We start from the raw sequence: 19728 nt of genomic DNA, 5'->3' as shown, positions 1-19728 counted from the left end.
TCAGGAGAACAATGATGAACCAGATTGAAACCCGTCAGCTTGGGCACAGCGGCATTGAAGTTCCTACGCTTACCTTTGGCGGCAACGTTTTTGGCTGGACCGTGGACCAGGAAACCTCTTTCTCTCTGCTGGATGCTTTGGTGGAAAAAGGGCTGTGGTTCATTGATACCGCTGATGTTTATTCACGCTGGGCGCCGGGCAACAAAGGGGGAGAATCGGAAACCATCATTGGCAACTGGCTGAAGAAAACCGGCAAACGCGACAAAATCGTGTTGGCTACCAAAGTCGGTATGGAACTGTCGCCGGAAAAAACCGGGCTGTCGGCGAAATATATTCGTCAGGCGGTAGAAGATTCCCTGCGTCGTCTGCAAACCGACTATATCGATCTCTACCAGGCGCATCGCGATGACGATCAAACCCCGCTGGAAGAGACGTTAAAAGCGTTCGACGATCTGATTAAAGAGGGTAAGGTGCGCGCGATCGGTGCCTCTAATTACTCTGCGGATCGCCTGCGTCAGGCGTTGAAGGTGAGTGAAGAGAATGGCCTGGCGCGTTATGAAACCCTGCAGCCGGAGTATAACCTCTACGATCGGCAGGAGTATGAAAGCGGTCTGGAACAGGTTGCCACGGAAAATGGCCTTGGCGTGATCAACTACTATTCGCTGGCCAGCGGTTTTTTAAGCGGCAAATATCGTCGCCCGGAAGATGCCAGCAAGAGTAAGCGCGGACAGGGCGTGGTAGATAAATACCTTAACGAGCGCGGCCTGCGGATTCTGCAGGCGCTGGATGACGTATCGCAGGCGCGCGGCATTACGCCGACGCAGGTTGCGCTGGCCTGGCAGATTGTGCGTCCGGGCATTACCGCGCCCATTGTGAGCGCCACTTCGCTGGAGCAGCTGAATGAGCTGGTGAAAGCGGCGCAGCTGCGGTTGAATCTGGATGAAGTGGAGAAAATCACTCAGGCCAGCCAGTATTAAGCCAGCCCGACAAAACAGTCCGACAAAAGGCGCCTGCGGGCGCTTTTTTATGGTTTACTCCTTATGCCAGTTCATCATTCAGCGTAAAGGCGCGGGGTCTTGCGTGTTGTACGATAGCGCTCCGCGTAAAAAAGTAGCATCCCTAACGCACTACCGATCAGCAACAGAATCAGCAGCGCCGGCAAGGCTTCGCCATAACAGACGCGCCATAATGCAATTCCCACTGCCATCAGCGCCAGACATACCATCATCCCGGTATAGCGGTACAGTAAAACCAGCAGCAGCGCGAAAGCGAGATACTGTTGAAAAGAGAAACTCCACAGGCTCACGATAACCCTATCCATAGTTTGATCACGGGGCTGAAATGCTAACATGCGCTTGTGGATAAAAAGCGTTAATTGTTATGAAGCGTTATGGCCAACCCGCAGCGGCGATGCCGCCAGCTTAAGCCGCGCTGAAGAGTCAGGAGAGAGAAGCCGGGTTAACCCTGGCGGATTAACCCGGAGGCGGCGTCAGGCGAACATGATTTGCGCCCAACGGGCCAGCCCGGCGGTGACCGAGCCGAAATCATCGCCGGAAGCGAGCGGGATGGTCGGCAGTTGCTGCTGCAGCGCCTGGCGTAACAGCGGAGAGCGAGCGCTGCCGCCGGTCAGGTAGATAACATCCGGCGTGGTGCCGCTGGTTTCCAGCGCCAGTCTGACCTGTTCCTGAATGCGATCCAGCGGCGCGGCAATGGCCGCTTCCAGCCCTTTGCTGCCGATCTCGGTGCTGAGCCCGGCCTCGATAAACGCCAGCGCGGCGCTGGTTTCCGTCCGATCGGAGAGCGCGATTTTGCTCTCTTCCGCCGCCCGTACCAGTCGATAGCTGAGACGCTGCTGCCAGACTTTCAGCAGGCGCTGCACTTTTTCCGGCTGGCGCGCATCGCGGATTAAATCCTGCAGCAGCTTGCGGCAGGCGGCCGAATAAAAATCGCTTTGCGCCGGCACATCGTTGATCGCCACCGCGTTCCACCAGGGCAGGGCGGGCAGGGCGGTGCCTTTTTGCGTTTCTCCGCCCAGTCCCAGCAGCGGCATCAGCTCTTTATAGGCCAGCGCGATATCCAAATCGTTACCGCCGACGCGACAGCCGCTGTGGCCCAGCAGGCTGCTGGTGCGATCGGCGCGGTTATGCCACTGCGGGCCCATCAACAGCATACTGCAGTCGGTGGTACCGCCGCCGATATCCACCACCAGCACCCGTTTTTCTTCCTGCAGCGTGGCTTCGAAGTCGAGTCCCGCCGCCACCGGCTCAAACTGAAAGATCACATCGCGAAAGCCGGCGCGGCTGGCGGCGCGCGCCAGAATGCCCTGCGCCTGCTGGTTGGCCTCTTCGCCGCCCAGCCCCTGAAAGTTAACCGGACGCCCAATCACCGCCTGATCGATAGTATTCTCCAGCTGTTGCTCGGCGGTTTGACGAATATGCAGCATCATGGCGCAAACCAGATCTTCAAACAGCGCGATCTGCTGCGGCTTCAGGCCGCTGGCGCCAAGAAAGGATTTCGGCGATTTAACAAACCAGACTTCTTCTGAGTCGGTCATATACTGTGCCAGCGCATCAAGGCCAAAGTGCACGCTGCCAGGCGTCACCTCGATATCTTCCTCGCGGTTAAAGGCGATCGCGCGGCGCAGCAGCGCCTGATTTTCCGCTTCCGGCGTCGGCACCTGATGATGGCGGAACAGCCATTCGCTGATCGCTTCGCGCGTCGGTCCGCACAGCATAGAGGGCAGATAAGGAGAATCCTTTTCCAGTTTAAGCAGCCGCGGCGCGCCATTTTCCACCACCGCCACGGAACAGTTGGCCGTTCCGTAATCAAAACCGATAAACATAAAGACTCCCCTTGAGAAAAAAGGGGGTGACTTTACCCGAGCCGATCGGGGCTGGCAAATGTTTCGCGCGTTGCGCATCGCCTGCGTGACGACGGGCACCTATTTGATAGCGAAAAAGCCGTTTTCCAGCAGGATGCTCAGCGGCTCGCAGCCGTTAACCGCCTCGCCCCAGGCGGCATCGATGCCGATGCCGGCCAGCGTCGCCAGCGTCATCGACAGATCAACCGGCCCAGCGACGGTAGTGATATGCAGCCGCTGCGCCTGCCCCTGAATAATCGAAACCAGCATCTCATCCATCAGGTTAAAATGTACGTTGGCGGTAAGATCGGGCGCCAGCTGGATAAAATCGATCTGCTCATGCGGGATCTGCTCAAAGGCCTCCAGGTTGCGGCCGAAATCGCGCAGCAGGATGCGGCAGCCCTGTTGGCGCAGGCGCAGCAGCACAGAATGCAAAGCCTCGCTATGCTGCAACAGCATACGGGTTTCCAGACTGATAATCAGCGAGTCGTCGCGCAGCGTGCTGGCGTCGAGATGGCTAAACAGCGTTTTCTGCCACGCCGTATTCAGCTGGCTTTCGACCGCCAGCGGCAATACTACATTTAAGCCTTTACGGGCAATGCCCGGCGCGTAAAGGGCAAAGAAACTCTCAATTAACCGCTGATCCAGCATCAGGCGCAGCGTTTCATCCTGTAACGTGGCGCGGAAATCGGCGACATCGGTTTCATGTCCCTGCGCGTTGATCAGGCGGGGCTGCAAAAGATGAAAATTAGCCGACTGCGTTTTGTTCGGCGTGGAAACTGCCCAGGCCTGCCAGCGCGGCGGCGTATCGATGATCCGCGCCTGCTCTTCCGGCGAAAGTTCAGCCTGCGGCGCGCGCTGCAGGCGGGTTTCATACACCGATAGCTGTCCGCGGCCATTATGCTTGGCGTGGTAACAGGCGAGATCCGCCTGCGCCAGGACTTCGCTGCTCTGACAGTTATCGCGGTTAACTGACGTTAGCCCGGCGCTGGCCCCGATGCGGTGCAGTTTGCTTTCCCATAAAAAGCGGTAATCGTTAATCGCGGTGACGATGCTCTGCACCACCTGCCGGGCGGCGTTCATTTCACAGTCGGTCAGCAGCAGGCCGAACTCATCGCCGCCGAGACGGGCCAGAAAATCGTTGCTGCGCAACCGGTGCCTCATCAATTCGGCTACCTCAATGAGCAACGCATCACCTGCCGCGTGCCCGGCGCTGTCATTGACCGCCTTAAAGCGGTCGAGATCGATAAATGCCAGCACGTGCTGTTGTTGCCGTTCGCTGGCGGAGAGCAGCAGCCGCTTGAGCTGATGTTCAAAGCTGGCCCGATTCGGTAATCGCGTTAGCGTATCGTGAGAGGCGCTGTAGTGCAGACGTTTCAGCATTTCACGTGATTCGCTTACATCCTGCATGACCATCACGTTGCCGATATTTTTCCCGCTCTGCGTTTTCAGCGGCGTCAGGCTGTACTCAACAGCAAAATGCTCGCCCGCAGCGTTATGCAGCACCAGATCGCTATCGGGATCGGTCACGACGCCGGGAAGCGCACAGCGTAGAATATTCTCTATCTGCGGACCGTAAACGCCGTGGGTGATGCGTAAAATATCGCCGAGCGGTTTTCCTGCTGCCTGCTCCTGCGTCCAGCCGCTCATCTCCTCGGCGACCGGGTTCATAAAGGTTACGCGCATCTCTTCGTCGGTACTGATGACCGCTTCGCCGATGGCATCCAGGGTGATGAGCATCTGCTCTTTTTCACGGTATAGCGCTTCGGTCAGCAGGCGCAGCTCGGTTATGTCCTGATTAATGCCCAGCAGGCGCGCTATCTGCCCGTCGGCATTACGCAGGCTCTCCGCCTGGGTGCGAATATAGCGCAGGCCGTGGCGGGTATTGATCCGGCACTCCAGGCTAAAGGGGATATTATCCTCCAGCGCGCGCCGTACCGCCTCCTGAGCGAGGGGGCGATCTTCCGGCAGCAGGCGGCTGAGCCAAAACGGATAGGTAGGCTCAACGCTCGGCGCCAGTTCGTAAATAGCGAACATGCGCCGATCCCAGTTCATCTCATTGCGTATGACGTCCCACTCCCAGACGCCGATGCCGCCCGCTTCGTTGGCCAGCGTAATGCGCTCCATCAGCCGTCGGTTGATCTCTTCACTGGCGCGGATGTGCTTTTTTTCCTCGCGGAAGGCGTGCATTACCATGGTCATGATATGGCTCGGGATCAAAATCAGCAGCAGAGGAAGCCAGGGCGCGGTTAGGGTAAACGCGAGACTAACCGCGCGCAGATCGATCAAATGGAGCGCCAGCAGCAGCGATATCAGCGAAACGTTGGCGAAAAATACCAGAAAGGCGTCCAGGCGCGGCAGGCGTACCGCTACCCAAAACAGGATCACCATAACGAAAGTAAAGGGCCAGGGCAGAAAACGCAGCGCCACAAAGCAGAGTAATAAGGACGCCGCCAGGGTGATTAGCGTCACCATAAATTGGCCTTGCCGTGCCTGCAAACGCAGGTAGCGCGGCTGCCACAGCAGGCAAAGCGGGAGCAGCGCCAGCGTACCGATCACTTCCGACAAGACCCAGGTTGAGAAAAAGCGCAGGCTCGGCGCGCCGCCAGAAAAGTGCGCCCAGCAGAGCGCCATTATGCCGCTGGCTAACGGCGCCAGCAGGCTCGCCGCAACGACCATTTTCCACCAGCTGCTCAGCGAATCGAGCGCCGTTTTCGGTTTAAGCAGTATGCGCAGGAGATAGCCGCCCAGCAGGCTTTGCAGCGAATTGATAAAAACGAAAGAGAACAGCGGCCAGCGCGGGCCAAAAACAGCCAGGTTGGCGCATAGCGTACCAACCATACAGGCCAGTAGCAGCAGTGTCATCTGTTGGCCACGGCGGCGGAATATCACCGCCGTCATGATCGCCGAGGCGTACCAGATGGGGGAAAGATGATTGTCGATCGCCATCAGCGCCAGGCAAAACAGCGAGGCGATAAAGCAGAACAGGCCCAGCAGCAAAGCGGGCCTGACAGCAGCGAAGATGTTATGCGCGGGCGAAAGGGTATTGGTTGTCATCCACGGGTCCGGCTAACCTGCCTGTAAGCACATGCACAGGCGTTATATCACTGTGGAGATGCTAGCACAGGATGGTAAAGCCGACCCGTTGGCAACCGCAACAATACCCCTCTTATTCAAATGATTGATAGCCTGGCTGCCGCTGTTTTAGCAGATCCGCTCGCGTCCAGGGTTTTTCCAGCCCGGCGATGCCGGCGGAAAAATGCGCCAGCAGGTTTTGCGTTGGGGCGATGCGACCGTGGCTGATAATAACCAGCGGCACTACCAGCGCGGCGCTTGCCTGCTTCAGAGAAAAGCCTTTCAGTTGCGTATGACGCTGGTGGATCAGGAACAGCGTGCTGAGCGTAAAGCCCAGCAGCAGGCCGCTGGCGACTTCGCTTTTGGAATGCGCCAGCAGCACCAGGCGTGACGCGCCGACCAGCAGCGGCACCATATAGCCGATGGTGACCGCTACGCCGCGCCAGAACGCGGGCAAACGGCCAGACAAGAGCCACATCAATACCGGCCAAAGGGTGGCCGACAGCGCGCTGTGCCCGCTGAATCCGGTAAAGTTAAAGCGGGCGCTGCCGATGCCAAATCCCATAAACAGGATCTTCGACACGCTGACGACCAGACCCGCCAGGCCAAACGCCAGCAGCCAAAGCCAGAACGTGCGCCGGTCGCTGCTTTTCCACGGCAGGATCAGAGCGATAAGGATTGCTGTGGGGATCAGCAACATGCTGTCGCCAAAATAGGTAATCGTTCTCCAGGACATAGCCAACCTTTCTGTTTATGAGTATGCCTTTCGCCCGCGGGCGGAAAGGGGCGTCGCTACGCTGCCACGAAAAGTGAGAGCTGGATCGCAGACAGCAGTTTATCGGTGAAATGCGGCCGCGCCAAAGGAGAAAGTCTGAAAAGCAGGCATTCCGCGCAGCGCTTCGGCGCCCAGCAGCGCGCAGGCCGCTTTTTTCTGGCATCAAACCGGCGATCTCCCTATAATTGCCGCCAGTTAATCCTCTCAATATCTGACTGAACGCTAAGGATGATGTTTCGATATCGCCTGGCGCCACGTCACACAGTTATCAGGTCTTTAATTTTATGACTGACAAGTCCCATCAATGCGTCATTGTAGGTATCGCAGGCGCATCCGCATCAGGAAAAAGTTTAATTGCCAGCACGCTGTATCGTGAAATTCGCGAGCAGGTTGGCGATGAGCATATCGGCGTGATTCCTGAAGACAGTTATTACAAAGACCAAAGCCACCTCACTATGGAAGAGCGGATTAAAACCAACTATGACCATCCCAGCGCGATGGATCATGATTTGCTGCTGCACCATCTTCAGGCCCTGAAAGCGGGCCAGCATATTGAACTGCCGGTTTACAGCTACGTTGAACACACCCGTACCCAGGAAACCATTCATCTGAAGCCGAAAAAGGTGATCATTCTTGAAGGGATCCTGCTGTTAACCGACGCGCGCCTGCGCGAAGAGATGAACTTCTCGATCTTTGTCGATACGCCGCTGGATATCTGCCTGATGCGTCGCATGAAGCGCGATGTTAACGAGCGCGGCCGTTCGATGGATTCGGTGATGGCGCAGTATCAAAAAACCGTGCGCCCAATGTTTCTGCAGTTTATCGAACCCTCCAAGCAATATGCCGATATTATTGTGCCGCGCGGCGGTAAAAACCGCATCGCCATCGATATTCTGAAAGCGAAAATCAACCAGTTCTTTGAGTAAGCCCGTCAGTACGCGAAGAAAAAGGAGTAAACGGCGATGAGATTATGCGACCGCGATATTGAAGCCTGGCTGGATAACGGCAAGCTGGCGATTACGCCGCGTCCGCCGGTGGAGCGTATTAACGGCGCCACCGTGGATGTGCGTCTGGGCAATCAGTTTCGTACCTTCCGTGGCCATACCGCAGCCTTTATCGATTTAAGCGGCCCGAAACATGAGGTCAGCGCCGCGCTCGATCGCGTGATGAGCGATGAAATCGTGCTGCCGGAAGGCGAGGCGTTTTATCTGCATCCGGGCGAACTGGCGCTGGCCGTGACCCTGGAGTCGGTGACGCTGCCTGACGATCTGGTCGGCTGGCTTGATGGCCGTTCGTCACTGGCGCGTCTGGGCCTGATGGTACACGTGACCGCGCACCGTATCGATCCCGGCTGGCAGGGCCGAATCGTGCTGGAGTTCTATAATTCAGGTAAGCTGCCGTTGGCCTTGCGCCCTGGTATGCTGATTGGTGCGCTAAGCTTTGAACCGCTGTCCGGCCCCGCCGCCCGCCCGTATAACCGGCGTGAAGATGCTAAATATAAAGGGCAGCAGGGCGCGGACGCCAGTCGGATTGATAAAGACTAACTGCCTGAACAGGGGATGTGATGAGACGATTAATTACCACGCTGGCTATTTTATTCGTCGTAATTGTGGCGGGCATGACGGCGCTGGTGCTGTTGGTTAACCCCAATGATTTTCGCAACTACATGGTACAGCAGGTTGAGCAGCGTAGCGGCTATCAACTGCGCCTGGAGGGCGATTTGCGCTGGCACGTCTGGCCACAGCTTAGCATCCTCGCCGGCCGCATGTCGGTGACTGCGCCCGGCGCGCAGCAGCCGATGGTGATGGCCGAAAATATGCGGCTTGATGTTCATCTCCTTCCTTTATTATCGCACCAGCTTAGCGTGAAGCAGGTGATGCTGAAAAACGCGGTGATCCGCCTGACGCCGGAAAGCAAAGCTCAGCGGCCTGCCGATGCGCCGGTCGGTCCGACGGACTCAACGCCACCAGAACCCGTCAGAGGCTGGACCTTCGATATCAATAATCTTGAGGTGGCCGACAGCCTGCTGATCTGGCAGCAGCCGCAGGGCGAAGAGATTAACTTTCGCGATCTTAACCTCTCTCTGACGCAGGACAGCCGCCGCGAGGCGACGCTATCGCTGGCGACGCGGGTTAGCCGCGATCAGCGCGAGCTACAGCTGGCGCTGGAGGGCGACATGAACGTGGCGGATTACCCGCAGCGCGTGAACGGCACGGTAAAATCGCTGAACTGGCAGTTACAGGGACCGGGTCTGCCGACGGCAGGATTGCAGGGTACAGGCAGCCTGCAGGCGGAATGGCTGGATGACAGCCAGCGCTTTTCGCTGCGAAACGTGGCTCTGACGTTGGGCAACAGCCAGCTGAACGGCGCCATCAGCGGCAAGCTCGGCAACGCGCCGGCGGTTACCATCGATATGCGCTCGCCGCATCTGGACTTGGATGCCCTTGCCGGCCTTAATGCGCAAACTATCACCTCTTCAGCGGCGACGGCGCCGGCGACCGGCAGCCGATCTCCGGTGATCGCCGAGCCGGTCAATTACCTTGATAATCCGCTCAGCAGCCTGAGCGCGGCGCTGAAACTTCAGGTCGAGACGCTGCGCTGGCATGGGATGGATATGCAGCAGGTGGCGCTGGATGCGCAAAATCAGCAGGGGCAAATCGCGCTCAACAAGCTGAGCGGTCGGGTAGGGGAGGGCAGCTTCTCGTTACCGGGTACGTTAAATCTGCGTCAGCAGGCGGTAGAGGTGGCGCTACAGCCGGTGCTGCAAAATATCTCCCTGGCGCCGCTGCTGCAGGCTTTCGCTTTACCGCCCACGCTGGACGGGCAGCTAAGCTTAACCGGCAAACTGGGCGGTGAAGGGCTGAGCGTTGAGGATTTTCACCGACGCTGGCGCGGCGATGCCGCAGTGGAGCTGGCGTCAGCACGCATTATCGGCATGAATTTTCAGCAGCTGGTACAGCGGGCCGTAGCCCGTAGCAGCGATAAGGTCAGCAGCGGCGATGAGACGGGCAACAGTAACGAAACCCGCCTTGATAAGTTGCAGGCGCAGACCACCCTGAATAAGGGCCTTATTGCGCTTAAAAACCTGCAGGGTGCGGCTTCCGGCTTCCAGCTGGGCGGCACGGGCGAGATTGATATACTGCGCCGCCAGTGCGATATCAACTTTGGCGTGCAGGTTACCCGCGGCTGGAAAGGAGATAACGCGCTGGTCGCCACACTGCAGCAGACGGCGGTTCCGCTGCATATTTACGGCGGTTGGGATAATCTGCAATACAATCTGCAGGTGGATCAGCTGCTGCGCCAGAAGCTGGAAGGCGAAATTAAATCGCGTCTGGATCAGTGGTCGCAGCGTAATCAGAAAAATGCGGCGCCATCAGTTGCGCCGCATTAATCCTCTTCTCTTCAGGGCACGTGAGGCTGCACGCTTTTGCTGTTGTTTTGCGCGCCCTGAGGTTGCTTTTACGGTCCCTGGCGCTGCGTTTAGGTTTCGTAATCCGGCTCGCGCTGATACAGCGGGATAATTTGCACTTTATGCACGCGGTGGCTTTCCACCTCAAGCGTGCGGATAAGCCAGTCACCCAGCTGCAGCTCTTCGCCAGCCTGGGGAATATGCTGTAGCTGATCCATCAGCAGACCGGCAATGGTGTGATAATCGCGCTTCTCATTGAGCGGCAGTTCGATATACATCACCAAATCTTCCAACGGCATATGACCGTTGGCTATCCAGCTGCCGTCCTCTTTCTGACGAATATCGTAGCGGGCGTCCAGCTCTTCGCTTTCATTAGGTAAGTTACCGGCGATAGTTTCCATTACGTCGCTCAGGGTCACTACTCCTTCTACCGAACCAAATTCATCCACCACAAAAGCAAAATGAGTGCGTGCGCTGCGGAACTGCTCCAGCGCCGTCAGCAGCGTAAGCTGTTCCGGGAAAATCAACGGCTGGCGGATCAAGGCGCGCAGATCGAGAGAGTCATGATGCAAAGACTGATGCAGCAGATCGATAATATGCACTACGCCAAGCGGTTCGCTGCCGTTTTCGGTAATCAATATCCTGGTGTGCTGGTTACGGTCCAGCTGCGCCATGATCTCTGCCGGGCTGTCGCTCAAATCAATATGATCGATATCGTGGCGGGAGGTCATGATACTGCTGACGCTGCGTTGCGCCATGCCCATAACCCGCACGATCATCTGGCGCTCCTGCTTATTAAACACCGCATTCTGCTCGGCGGCATCGCCCACCAGCGAGGCGGTTTCCGCATCCAGCTCCGCCTCGGCGTGCTGACCGCGCAGCAGATGCAGCACCGCTTCGGCGGTACGCTTACGCAGCGGTATGGTCGATGAGAGAAAGCGTCGACGATTAAACTGCGATAGCTGATTAAGGCATTCAATTAAGATAGAGAAGCCGATGGCCGCATACAGATAGCCTTTAGGAATATGGAAGCCGAACCCTTCAGCAATCAGGCTAAAGCCGATCATCAGCAGGAAACTCAGGCAGAGAATGACTATTGTCGGATGCCCGTTAACAAAGCGGGTTAACGGCTTGCTGGCAAGGATCATCAAACAGATAGCGATAGCCACCGCCGCCATCATCACCAACAGGTGATCTACCATTCCAACGGCGGTGATCACCGCATCCAGCGAGAATACCGCATCCAGCACCACGATTTGCGCCACCACCGGCCAGAAACGCGCGCCGCGTTTTTGCGGTTTATCGTCGCTATCGCCGCCTTCCAGCCGCTCGTTTAACTCCATCGTGGCCTTAAACAGCAGAAACAGCCCGCCAACCAGCATGATCAGATCGCGGGCGCTGAAGGAGTGGGTGAACAGCGTAAACAGCGGGCGCGTTAGCCCGGTTAACCAGGCGATCGAGGTCAGCAACACCATGCGCATCAGCAGCGCCAGCAGCAGCCCGGTCACTCTGGCGCGATCGCGCTGCGCCGCCGGCAGTTTTTCCGCCAGAATGGCAATAAAAATCAAATTATCGATGCCCAGGACCAGCTCCAGCACAATTAACGTTACCAGCCCGGCCCAGATTGACGGATCTGCGATCCATTCCATACCCTGTTTTCACCTTTTATTGTTTATTTACCTGACAGATGATGGAATCTGAATAATCAAAACGCAATATTACCTGAGATAAATCCTAAATAAAAAAAGCGTAAGCCTTATTCTGCGGCCATTACGCATATATTCACGCGCAAGCTTATTGGGATTTTGCTGGTCAGCGGGAGGGCGGCTTATTAACATCTGCTGGATAAATAAACGTCGTCTGTTTGCGTTATGTAATAAAAGTTATTATCAAGCCGGAATTATCTGGAAAAAAAAGAAAGGCGCTTGCGGATTAACATGCTGAATTTCAAGGTTTATTTTTTATATTCTTTAGTCTTATTCTGAAAGTGCTATGGATCTGCTTTCCTGTGCTTGTCACAACCAGTCAATAGTATAAAAATCTAGCCATAACTTATGTGATCGGACCGAGATAATTGATGCGGCTCATTTGCTGCGCTCTGAGAAAAGAGCAATCTCACAGGCTTTATCAATCCTATAAAAGCTAACCGATCCCTGCGCCTCAAATAGCACTGTTTCTGATTTAACAGCATTGGTAGCTGAAAGCCAGGGGCGGTAGCGTGCTTAAACTCTGGCGAACAGATGTAAATATGCCCGTCAAGAGTAATTTATAAATTTCTGTTGTTTTAAGACTAATGCTAAATAAATACGACAGAATAGCGTAAGCCATCATAAAACCTGATTCAGGCCCTACTGCCGGGATTTCAGGAAGAATTAATACCGATACGGTCAGCACGCTGGCCATTAATTCGAACTGCAGGAGAGCGGGCCGCATCCGTTTTTACCGGGCGTTGACGGAGCGGCTGCCGCAGCAGGGACATTTATGCATAAAACGAGGGGCAAACATCTCATGACGGAACAGCAATAGTTAGGGCAGATTGGTCGTGAATTGACGTTTATTCATGAACTTTTTTTTGCGGCGACACACACCGCTTTAGACAATAAATCAGCAATAGTGATGATAATTCAATGATGAAAACGAAACTAAAGTTGGCTCCGTTACTGGTGTCAATCTCACTTATCAGTGGCTGTACTGTAGTCCCAGGGCAAAATGTCTCCACCGGCGGTAAAGATGTTATTAAGCAGCAGGACGCTGACTACGACATCGATAAAATGGTCAATGTGTTCCCTCTCACTCCTATGCTGGTAGAGCAGTTGCGTCGTAAACCTATCGTCGCACAGCCGAACCCGCTGCTTGACCAGGAAATCGCTAACTATGAGTACCGTATCGGCGTGGGCGATGTGCTGAGCGTAACCGTTTGGGATCACCCGGAGCTGACCACCCCAGCCGGCCAGTACCGCAGCGCCAGCGACACCGGTAACTGGGTGCATTCAGACGGCACCATTTATTATCCCTATATCGGTAAGGTAAAAGTTGCCGGGAAAACCATCCAGCAGGTACGCAGCGAATTACAAAGCCGCCTGGCCAGTTACATTGAAAGCCCGCAGGTAGATGTCAATATCGCCGCCTTCCGTTCGCAAAAAGTGTACGTTACCGGTGAAGTCGGCACTTCCGGCAAACAGGAAATCACCAATATCCCATTGACCGTGCTGGATGCAGTTAACGCCGCAGGCGGCATGACCGCAGACGCCGACTGGCGTAACGTGATTCTGACCCACAATGGTCGTGAGCAGCGTATCTCTCTGCAGGCGCTGATGCAAAACGGCGACCTGACGCAGAACCGTCTGCTTTATCCGGGCGATATTCTGTATGTGCCGCGTAATGACGAGTTGAAAGTGTTCGTGATGGGCGAAGTAACCCGCCAGCAGACCCTGAAAATGGATCGCAGCGGCATGACCCTGACGGAAGCGTTAGGCAATGCTGAAGGTTTGAATCAGGATGTCTCTAACGCCACCGGCGTGTTTGTTATTCGTCCGAACCGCGAGCAGGGCGGCAAGATCGCTAATATCTATCAGTTGAATACCTCTGACGCCACCGCGATGGTGCTGGGTACCGAATTCCAGCTACAGCCGTATGACATTGTCTACGTGACCGCAACGCCGCTTACCCGCTGGAACCGCGTGATCAACCAGCTGCTGCCTACCGTCAACAGCGTTCGTTACAGCATTGATTCAGCGCATGATATCAAAAACTGGTGATGAATATGTTTAATTCAATTCTCATCGTCTGTGTGGGCAATATCTGCCGTTCGCCAACCGGCGAGCGGTTATTAAAACGCTATTGCCCGGATGTGAAAGTTGAATCGGCAGGATTAGGCGCTCTGGTGAACTATCCAGCAGATGAAAACGCCATCACCGTCGCAGAGCGACACAACCTCTCGCTGGAGGGACACCGCGCACGCAAAATCACTTCAGCCATGTGCAGGGAACACGATCTGATCCTGGTGATGGAAAAACAGCATATCAATGCCATCAGCAATCTTACCCCGGAAGTTCGTGGCAAAACCATGCTGTTTGGCCATTGGTGCAACGGTCGTGAAATCCCGGATCCATATCGAAAAAGTATAGAGGCTTTTGAATCTGTATACCTTTTATTGGATGACGCCGCTCAGAAATGGGCCCACGCATTAAATCGATAATCAGGCATAATAATGGTCAATAAAAAATCAGATAGCTCGCAGAAAATTGCAGATGCCAAAGATGAAATCGATGTAGCCCGTTTATACGGTTCAATTATCGATCATCGCTGGCTCATTATTGGCGTAACCGCGCTATTCGCAGTAATAGGTATTATCTACTCCATTCTGGCCACGCCGATTTATCGGGCGGATGCGCTGGTACAGGTTGAGCAAAACCAGGGCAACCTGGTGATGACGCAACTCTCTAATCTGATGCCGGATACCAAACCGGCATCGGATGCGCAGATTGGCCTGATCATGTCGCGGATGGTGCTGGGTAAAACCATCGAGGATCTTAACCTGCAAACTACCGTCTCGCCGAAATACCTGCCGGTAGTAGGCGCCGGCTGGGCGCGCCTGATGGGCAACGACGACAAAAAAGCCGCCGTTTCCCGTCTGGAATTGCCGCCGGAACTGATCGGCACGAAGCTGGAGCTGGCTATTGGTGAGAACAACACCTTTACCCTTTCCGGCGACGACGGCGAACTGGTAAAAGGCAAAGTCGGACAGTACGTAGGGCAGGGCAAGGTGAAAATCCTCGTTTCTGATACCAATGCCGGTCCGGGCGATACCTTTGTGGTGCAGAAAAACGGCTATCTGCCGACCTACAACGATCTGGTAGGCCGTCTGACCGTGGTAGATCAGGGTAAAGATACCGGCGTGCTGGCATTAACCCTGAACGGTGCTGACCCACAGCTGACGCAGGCGACGCTGCGCGCCATTACGGAAAACTACCTGCTGCAAAACGTTGAACGTAAATCTGAGGAAGCGCAAAAGAGCCTCGATTTTATCCAACGTCAGCTGCCGGAAGTGCGTCAGAAACTGGATGACGCTGAGAACAAGCTGAACGCGTTCCGTCAGCAAAATGACTCGGTCGACCTGACGCTGGAAGCCAAGTCGATGCTGGATACCATGGTTAACGTGGATAACCAGCTGAACGAACTGACCTTCCGTGAAGCGGAAATCTCCAAGCTTTATACCAAAGAGCACCCGGCATATCGCACCCTGTTAGAAAAGCGTAAGACGCTGCGGGATGAGAAGAAATCGCTTGAGGGTAAAGTATCCAATCTGCCGCGTACTCAGCAGGAAATTATTCGTCTGACGCGTGACGTCGATGCAGGCCAGGCGGTGTTCATGCAGCTGTTGAACAAACAGCAAGAGCTGAGCATCAACAAAGCCAGTACCGTGGGCAACGTTCGCATCGTTGACCCGGCGCTGGTGCTGAATAAGCCGATTGCGCCGCGCTCTGCAATTATTATCGCGGTTTCTCTGGTACTGGGTCTGCTGATTTCCACCATCTACGTGCTGATGAAAACTATCCTGATTCGCGGCATCGAGAGTCCGGAGCAGCTGGAAAACAGCGGTATCAACGTCTACGCCAGCATTCCTATCTCCGAATGGCAGCAGCAGCGCGATCGTAAACTGGCGCTGGTGGGCAAAGAGAAGGGCAAAAAGGCGATGCGCGGCGGCGAGCTGCTGGCGCTGGCCAACCCGGCTGACCTGGCGATTGAAGCGGTACGCAGCCTGCGCACCACAATGCACTTCGCGATGCTGGATGCGCCGAACAACATTGTCATGATTTCAGGTAGCAGCCCGGATATCGGTAAAACCTTTATCAGCACCAACCTAGCGGCCGTCGTCGCGCAGTCAGGCCAGCGCGTACTGTTTATCGATGGCGATATGCGTAAAGGCTATTCCCATGAGCTGTTCAATAGCGATAACCGCCATGGCCTGTCTGATCTGCTGTCCAATCAGGCGACGCTGGAGCAGGCGATTCGCCCGACCAACGTCAGCGGACTCGACTTTATTCCGCGCGGTCAGCTGCCGCCGAACCCGTCTGAACTGCTGATGAGTCAGAAATTTGTCGACCTGATGGCCAGCGTGCAGAAACAGTACGACATCGTGATTATCGATACGCCGCCGATTCTGGCAGTCACCGATGCGGCCATTATCGGCATGCAGGCCGGCACCAACATGGTGGTGGCAGGGTTTGAGAAATCGACGGTGAAAGAGATTGAAGTCAGCGTACGTCGCTTTGAACAGAACGGTATTGAGATTAAAGGCGCCATTCTGAACCTGGTGGTGAAAAAGGCCGCCAGCGCCTACGGCTACGGCTATTACCACTATAGCTACGAATCAACCAAGCCGTAAAACGAGAGTGCCAGCCGTTCGCGGCTGGCCTTTTAAGGTTTTTAAAACGAATCCATTGAGACTGATGTTATGACTGAGTCTACGCCTTTAATCAGCGTCGTTATTCCTACCTATAATCGTGCCGACATCATTTTAAAAACCCTAAACAGCGTTTTGAATCAAACCTGGCGTAACATTGAAGTGTTCGTGGTGGATGATGCCTCTACGGATAACACCGCTGAGGTGATGGCGAGCGTAAAAGATGAGCGCGTGCATTTTATCCAGCTGGCGCAAAACAGCAGCGGTACGCGTCCGCGCAATGAAGGCATTGAGCGCAGCAGCGGCGAATTTATTGCCCTGCTTGATTCCGATGATGAATGGGTGCCGGAAAAGCTGGAAAAGCAGCTGGCGTACCTGCGTCAGCAGCCGGGTAAAAACCGCGTCTGCATGACGGCGAAATACAATAAGCGACCGGAAGGGATGCATCTGCGTCGTAATAAAGACCTGAAAAAATACGCTTCCATTATGGAATTCCTGCTGTTGGGCAACGACTTTCAGACCAGTACGCTGTTGCTGGACGCCGCGATTGCCAAACAGACCCAGTTTGACCCTACGCTGCGTAAGCATCAGGACTGGGATTTCGCCCTGCGTTTGCAGGAGAGGGGAGCCAGCTTCTTTTATCTCGATCTGCCGCTAACGATTTATGACGATTCTGACTCTACCGCCCGTATCTCTTCGGACGGCAAGCGCGATAAGTCGCTAATCTGGCTGGAAAGCATTAAAAAACGCGTACCCAGCTATATCTGGTTCGGGTTTTACGCAAAAATTATCGCCGATAGCTATTTGCTCTCTAATGAAAAATCGAAAGGCATCGCTATTTACTTGAAGCTGCTGCTGTCGAGAAAAATTAAATTCAGCCATTTTATGGCGATGATGAACGAAAGATTCAAAAAGTTAGCCACTATTACCGCGAAACGCTTTGTTCCGGGGAAGTGATTTAAAACAGCAATTGGAATGGCGAAAGTAAAATGAAATTTTTATCGATGAAGGTAGGTATAAGAAAGAATCGCTATCTCTATTTCGATCCACATATGACCTTTATGCTGTTCTTATTTATGATGCTGCTGATGATGGGAGTGGCATTAGTAAAAGAGTCAGTCATGAAGCCATACTTTTTTTCGGATCAGATTACCATCTTTAGTTTTATGAAGTTTACCTATAGCTTCGGCCCGGGTAACTCTTACGGCAGCACAGCTTACTTTTATAAACTGTTGGGTTTTGAACAAAGCTCGATTGTCTTTGCATTGATTTCCGCCATTATTATCATTAGTACCTTTGTTTTTATCTTTATTAAGGTACGCGGCGGGTCGATGAATGTTATCGATATTGGCGTGTTTCTGTTTTTCTGCTTCTCATCGATGATTAACCTGACGTGGCAGAGTAAAGACTTTATCGTATTTCTGATGATGATGCCTTTACTTATTACCTTTGCGCATCGTACGGCCGGGCTATTAATATGGACCTGTTTCGCCCTATTTTACGCCTATTATTTCAGAACCTACTGGTTCCTGTTCCTGCTGGAATTTTATGGCCTGCTGTTAATGTCGCGTTATGTTCATAAAGGCAAGTGGGTATTTATCCTGTGTCTGCTTTCGCTGCTGGTGCTGGCATTCGGCTTCCAGTATGGCTTAGGTATCGACGTAGATAACTTCCGTAACGAGGTAAATGAACACCGTCTGGACAGCGAAGGCGACGGCAGTAATACGCTGATTCGTCCCTGGTTCCCGGCGGGTAACCCCTTATTCGGCTGGTTAAACGTCAGCCTGACGTGGATAACGTTCTTTTTCCCGTTCCCGCTGATTTTAATGTTGTCTCCTTATTATGTGGTCATTTCTGCCTTTATTATTCTGATGTACAAAAGAATATGGCAGACGTTGAATGCCGCCCTGCAGGACAGAACTTATCCACTGGTGGTGTTATTTTCACTGATTATTATTTCATACACGGTTATTCAGAGCCTGTTTGAACCAGACTACGGCAGTTATTTACGACACCTGGCGCCGTTTTATCCGTTAATGTTTTACGTCTATTTGAGTTTTGGGAAATTTAAAAAGGAAGAATAAATGAAAATCCTTCATGCTGCTGAGACAATAAAAGGTGGCGTTGCCACAGTTTTAAAGCAACTCGTCGCGGCACAACAGGATGAAAAGGGCAGTTATCAAATCCAGTGCCTGATCCCGGCGGATCAGGCAGGAGAACTGGATACGGCACACGCAGAAAACGTTGTGAAATGGCAGCGTAAGGGCAGGTCGATCGGTGCGCTATTCTCGTTTGCCGCTGCGTTTTGCCGTACGGTAATTAAGTTCAAGCCTGATGTGGTGCATCTTCACAGCTCGTTTGCCGGCGTGATTGGCCGCGCCTGTTTGCTGTTGCTATGGCCGATTGTGCGCCCGAAAGTGGTTTATTGTCCGCACGCGTTTAGCTTCCTGATGCAAACCAGCAACGGTAAGAAAAAGATCTATTCGTTTATCGAAAAAGCGCTGTTGCCGATGACGGACGCCATTATTTGCGTCAGCCAGTATGAGGCCGACCAGGCGAAGGCGCACGGCATCAGCGCCGATAAACTGGTGGTGATTCATAATGGCGTCGCAGAGCGGCATATTGAAAAGTCGGATACGTTAAATGATCCACGCATTAATGTGCTGTTTGTTGGGCGGTTCGATTACCAGAAAGGCTACGATGTTTTATTTAACGCCATGAAGCGTAATCAGAATCCCAATATTCATTTAACGCTGATTGGCGATAGCGTGCACAGCGCCGAAAAAATTGAAAAACTGCCGGATGCGGAGTATACCGGATGGTTAAAAGCCAGCCAGATGGAACCTTATTTTATCGCTGCGGACGTGCTGGTCATTCCCAGCCGCTGGGAAGGGTTCGCTATGGTGCCGCTGGAAGCCATGAGTTATTCAGTACCAATCATTGCCAGTGACGCTACCTCGCTGCCGGAAGTGGTTATTAATAATGAAACGGGCTACCTGTTTAAAAACGGCGACGCGGATTCCTTACTTTCTGTATTAAACCGCCTGGATAAATCTGATTTGAGGGAGAAAGGGCGAAAAGGAAATCAATTATTTACCAATAATTTTACTTCGCAGGCTATGATAGCCAAAACGCATGGTTTATATGCCGACATACTGAAACGTTGAACACCAATTAACTACAGCGAGGTCTAAGACATGTCT

At 53.9% G+C, this 19728-nt stretch carries 15 protein-coding genes; 10 read left to right on the top strand and 5 right to left on the bottom strand.

The window, feature by feature from the left end; genetic code table 11:
- Nucleotides 1-14 precede the first annotated feature (14 nt).
- Nucleotides 15-977, top strand: a complete 963-nt coding sequence (locus K6958_RS13275) for an aldo/keto reductase (RefSeq protein ID WP_249894689.1) — start codon at nucleotides 15-17, stop codon at nucleotides 975-977.
- 74 nt (nucleotides 978-1051) lie between these two features.
- Here K6958_RS13275 and K6958_RS13270 read toward each other — a convergent pair whose 3' ends face one another.
- The 4 genes from K6958_RS13270 to K6958_RS13255 all read right to left on the bottom strand — a co-directional run bounded on the left by K6958_RS13270 (nucleotide 1052) and on the right by K6958_RS13255 (nucleotide 6671).
- On the bottom strand, nucleotides 1052-1321 hold the full coding sequence (locus tag K6958_RS13270; RefSeq protein ID WP_249891535.1) for a hypothetical protein: 270 nt from the start codon (nucleotides 1319-1321) through the stop codon (nucleotides 1052-1054).
- Nucleotides 1322-1489: 168 nt separating this feature from the next.
- Complete coding sequence (gene yegD / locus K6958_RS13265) at nucleotides 1490-2842, bottom strand: molecular chaperone (RefSeq protein ID WP_249891534.1); 1353 nt, start codon at nucleotides 2840-2842, stop codon at nucleotides 1490-1492.
- Nucleotides 2843-2941: 99 nt separating this feature from the next.
- Complete coding sequence (locus tag K6958_RS13260; protein WP_249891533.1) at nucleotides 2942-5917, bottom strand: diguanylate cyclase domain-containing protein; 2976 nt, start codon at nucleotides 5915-5917, stop codon at nucleotides 2942-2944.
- A 112-nt stretch (nucleotides 5918-6029) separates the two neighbouring features.
- Complete coding sequence (locus K6958_RS13255; RefSeq protein WP_249891532.1) at nucleotides 6030-6671, bottom strand: phosphatase PAP2 family protein; 642 nt, start codon at nucleotides 6669-6671, stop codon at nucleotides 6030-6032.
- A 323-nt stretch (nucleotides 6672-6994) separates the two neighbouring features.
- On the opposite strand from K6958_RS13255, the gene udk reads away from it, so the two are divergent.
- Genes udk through asmA form a run of 3 tightly spaced genes read left to right on the top strand, consistent with a single transcriptional unit; the run spans nucleotide 6995 to nucleotide 10101 of the window.
- Nucleotides 6995-7636, top strand: a complete 642-nt coding sequence (udk, locus tag K6958_RS13250; protein WP_249891531.1) for a uridine kinase — start codon at nucleotides 6995-6997, stop codon at nucleotides 7634-7636.
- Between the two features lie 36 nt (nucleotides 7637-7672).
- Nucleotides 7673-8254 carry a dCTP deaminase gene (gene dcd / locus K6958_RS13245; protein ID WP_085071171.1) on the top strand — a complete coding sequence of 194 codons (582 nt, stop codon included), beginning with the start codon at nucleotides 7673-7675 and terminating at the stop codon, nucleotides 8252-8254.
- A 20-nt stretch (nucleotides 8255-8274) separates the two neighbouring features.
- On the top strand, nucleotides 8275-10101 hold the full coding sequence (asmA, locus tag K6958_RS13240) for an outer membrane assembly protein AsmA (protein ID WP_249891530.1): 1827 nt from the start codon (nucleotides 8275-8277) through the stop codon (nucleotides 10099-10101).
- Between the two features lie 89 nt (nucleotides 10102-10190).
- Here asmA and K6958_RS13235 read toward each other — a convergent pair whose 3' ends face one another.
- Nucleotides 10191-11768: a TerC family protein gene (locus K6958_RS13235; protein ID WP_249891529.1), complete on the bottom strand. Its 1578-nt coding sequence runs from the start codon at nucleotides 11766-11768 to the stop codon at nucleotides 10191-10193.
- Between the two features lie 978 nt (nucleotides 11769-12746).
- On the opposite strand from K6958_RS13235, the gene K6958_RS13230 reads away from it, so the two are divergent.
- From K6958_RS13230 to K6958_RS13205, 6 genes are all read left to right on the top strand, one after another.
- On the top strand, nucleotides 12747-13877 hold the full coding sequence (locus K6958_RS13230; protein ID WP_249891528.1) for a polysaccharide export protein: 1131 nt from the start codon (nucleotides 12747-12749) through the stop codon (nucleotides 13875-13877).
- 5 nt (nucleotides 13878-13882) lie between these two features.
- Nucleotides 13883-14317, top strand: coding sequence for an arsenate reductase/protein-tyrosine-phosphatase family protein (locus tag K6958_RS13225; protein WP_249891527.1), 435 nt, complete (start codon nucleotides 13883-13885; stop codon nucleotides 14315-14317).
- A 12-nt stretch (nucleotides 14318-14329) separates the two neighbouring features.
- Entirely contained in the window at nucleotides 14330-16507 is a 2178-nt protein-coding gene (wzc, locus tag K6958_RS13220; protein WP_249891526.1) for a tyrosine-protein kinase Wzc, read from the top strand.
- 69 nt (nucleotides 16508-16576) lie between these two features.
- Nucleotides 16577-17482: a glycosyltransferase family 2 protein gene (locus tag K6958_RS13215; RefSeq protein WP_249891525.1), complete on the top strand. Its 906-nt coding sequence runs from the start codon at nucleotides 16577-16579 to the stop codon at nucleotides 17480-17482.
- Between the two features lie 32 nt (nucleotides 17483-17514).
- Entirely contained in the window at nucleotides 17515-18609 is a 1095-nt protein-coding gene (locus K6958_RS13210; RefSeq protein WP_249891524.1) for a hypothetical protein, read from the top strand.
- On the top strand, nucleotides 18610-19692 hold the full coding sequence (locus K6958_RS13205; protein WP_249891523.1) for a glycosyltransferase: 1083 nt from the start codon (nucleotides 18610-18612) through the stop codon (nucleotides 19690-19692).
- The last annotated feature ends 36 nt before the right edge of the window (nucleotides 19693-19728 follow it).

The sequence above is a fragment of the Mixta hanseatica genome, from assembly GCF_023517775.1.
Taxonomy (GTDB): Bacteria; Pseudomonadota; Gammaproteobacteria; order Enterobacterales; family Enterobacteriaceae; genus Mixta; species Mixta hanseatica.
This window is presented reverse-complemented; position numbering and strand designations above follow the sequence as displayed.

What these genes read in the sequence shown, in the direction of transcription:
- wzc (WP_249891526.1), top strand. Translation starts at nt 14,330, where the DNA reads ATGGTCAATAAAAAATCAGATAGCTCGCAGAAAATTGCAGATGCCAAA.
- K6958_RS13235 (WP_249891529.1), bottom strand. Translation starts at nt 11,768, where the DNA reads ATGGAATGGATCGCAGATCCGTCAATCTGGGCCGGGCTGGTAACGTTA.
- udk (WP_249891531.1), top strand. Translation starts at nt 6,995, where the DNA reads ATGACTGACAAGTCCCATCAATGCGTCATTGTAGGTATCGCAGGCGCA.
- K6958_RS13275 (WP_249894689.1), top strand. Translation starts at nt 15, where the DNA reads ATGAACCAGATTGAAACCCGTCAGCTTGGGCACAGCGGCATTGAAGTT.
- K6958_RS13210 (WP_249891524.1), top strand. Translation starts at nt 17,515, where the DNA reads ATGAAATTTTTATCGATGAAGGTAGGTATAAGAAAGAATCGCTATCTC.
- K6958_RS13260 (WP_249891533.1), bottom strand. Translation starts at nt 5,917, where the DNA reads ATGACAACCAATACCCTTTCGCCCGCGCATAACATCTTCGCTGCTGTC.
- K6958_RS13230 (WP_249891528.1), top strand. Translation starts at nt 12,747, where the DNA reads ATGATGAAAACGAAACTAAAGTTGGCTCCGTTACTGGTGTCAATCTCA.
- K6958_RS13205 (WP_249891523.1), top strand. Translation starts at nt 18,610, where the DNA reads ATGAAAATCCTTCATGCTGCTGAGACAATAAAAGGTGGCGTTGCCACA.
- dcd (WP_085071171.1), top strand. Translation starts at nt 7,673, where the DNA reads ATGAGATTATGCGACCGCGATATTGAAGCCTGGCTGGATAACGGCAAG.
- yegD (WP_249891534.1), bottom strand. Translation starts at nt 2,842, where the DNA reads ATGTTTATCGGTTTTGATTACGGAACGGCCAACTGTTCCGTGGCGGTG.
- asmA (WP_249891530.1), top strand. Translation starts at nt 8,275, where the DNA reads ATGAGACGATTAATTACCACGCTGGCTATTTTATTCGTCGTAATTGTG.
- K6958_RS13255 (WP_249891532.1), bottom strand. Translation starts at nt 6,671, where the DNA reads ATGTCCTGGAGAACGATTACCTATTTTGGCGACAGCATGTTGCTGATC.
- K6958_RS13225 (WP_249891527.1), top strand. Translation starts at nt 13,883, where the DNA reads ATGTTTAATTCAATTCTCATCGTCTGTGTGGGCAATATCTGCCGTTCG.
- K6958_RS13270 (WP_249891535.1), bottom strand. Translation starts at nt 1,321, where the DNA reads ATGGATAGGGTTATCGTGAGCCTGTGGAGTTTCTCTTTTCAACAGTAT.
- K6958_RS13215 (WP_249891525.1), top strand. Translation starts at nt 16,577, where the DNA reads ATGACTGAGTCTACGCCTTTAATCAGCGTCGTTATTCCTACCTATAAT.